This window comes from Streptomyces sp. NPDC003691 (assembly GCF_053981115.1).
The window spans coordinates 1-1262 of record NZ_JBSFNQ010000236.1 but is presented as its reverse complement, the minus strand read 5'-3'; the positions used below and the strand labels follow the sequence as shown (position 1 = coordinate 1262).

Genomic DNA, 1262 nt, shown 5'->3' with positions numbered 1-1262 from the left:
GACGGTGACGCGGCGAAGATGTACCAGGAGGCGATGAAGGCTTTTCTGGGTGGTCAGGAGGGGCTGGACTACTTCAAGGCGGTGGGTGACCAGGCGCAGTTGGTCGCGGAGTTCACGCGGAAGTCGGCGACGCAGCTCCAGTACACGAAGTACATGATCATTGCGCAGTTGATTGCGCTGTTGATCGAGGCTGCGGTGGCGGCGGCGACGGCGTTCTTCTTCGGTGCGTCGATCGGTGCGTATCTGCAGAAGCAGGCGATTGTGCGGGTGATCCTGAAGACCAGGATCGGCCGGATGATCGTGACGCTGCTGACGCATCAGGTCATCAATGTCGGTATGGGCGTGACGATGGACGCCATGATCCAGTGGATCCAGCTGAACCAGGGGACGCGGGACGAGTGGGATCACGAGCTGACGAAGAACGCTGCGCTGTCGGGGATGGTGCAGGGTCTGCTGGCGGGTCCGTTCAACGCGCTGGGTGACCGGTTCGGGAAGATGCTGGCGAAGATGTTCGGGCTGGATTCGGGCCGGAATCTGGGGAACAAGATCGACGGTGTGGTGCCGCCGCCGAAGGGCCGTCCGGATGTGGATGTGAAGGTCCCGCCGGGCAAGCCGGATGTGAAGGTGCCGCCGCCCAAGGCCGGCCCGGAGGCTCCCGCGCCGAAGCCGAAGACGGAGACCGGCCCGGAGGCTCCCGGGCCGAAGCCGAAGACGGAGACCGGGCCGGAGGTGTCCGCGCCGAAGCCGAAGACGGAGTCCGGCCCCGAGGTACCGGCGCCGAAGCCCGAGCCCAAGCCTGAGCCGAAGCCGGGGGACAAGCCGGAGGCGGAGCCGGACACCAAGCCGCCGGTGTCGTTCGGGCGGGATATGAGTGAGGCGTTCCGGAAGAATCTGCCGAACACCTACGGCCCGAACGGGGCGAAGGCGGGCGACCAGTTCGTCAAGGACGTGGGTGAGGTGTTCCGCCGCCAGTACGGGGACGGGGCGGTGGGTGCGGGGCGGGACTGGGCGCGGGCGCTGTTGGAGAAGACGGGGACGCGGGAGCTGCCGGACGCTTTGGAGAAGGCGCTGGGGCCGATCGCGAAGGATCTGGGCCCGGATGCCATGAAGGTCCTGAGCCAGGGCGCGGCGGACTCGATGGGCCGCAGCATCATGCGGGAGATCGTCGAGGGCACCGGCCGGGGCATCTTCGAGGGCGCCCACGCGGCGGTCTCGGAGGGTATGTACAACCTGATCTTCTCGGACGAGCACACGTTCAAGAC

General features: G+C 66.9%; 1 pseudogene. It reads left to right on the top strand.

The window, feature by feature from the left end:
* Nucleotides 1–33 precede the first annotated feature (33 nt).
* Nucleotides 34–1262, top strand: a pseudogene (locus ACWDR0_RS34935) (hypothetical protein); the annotation flags it as partial.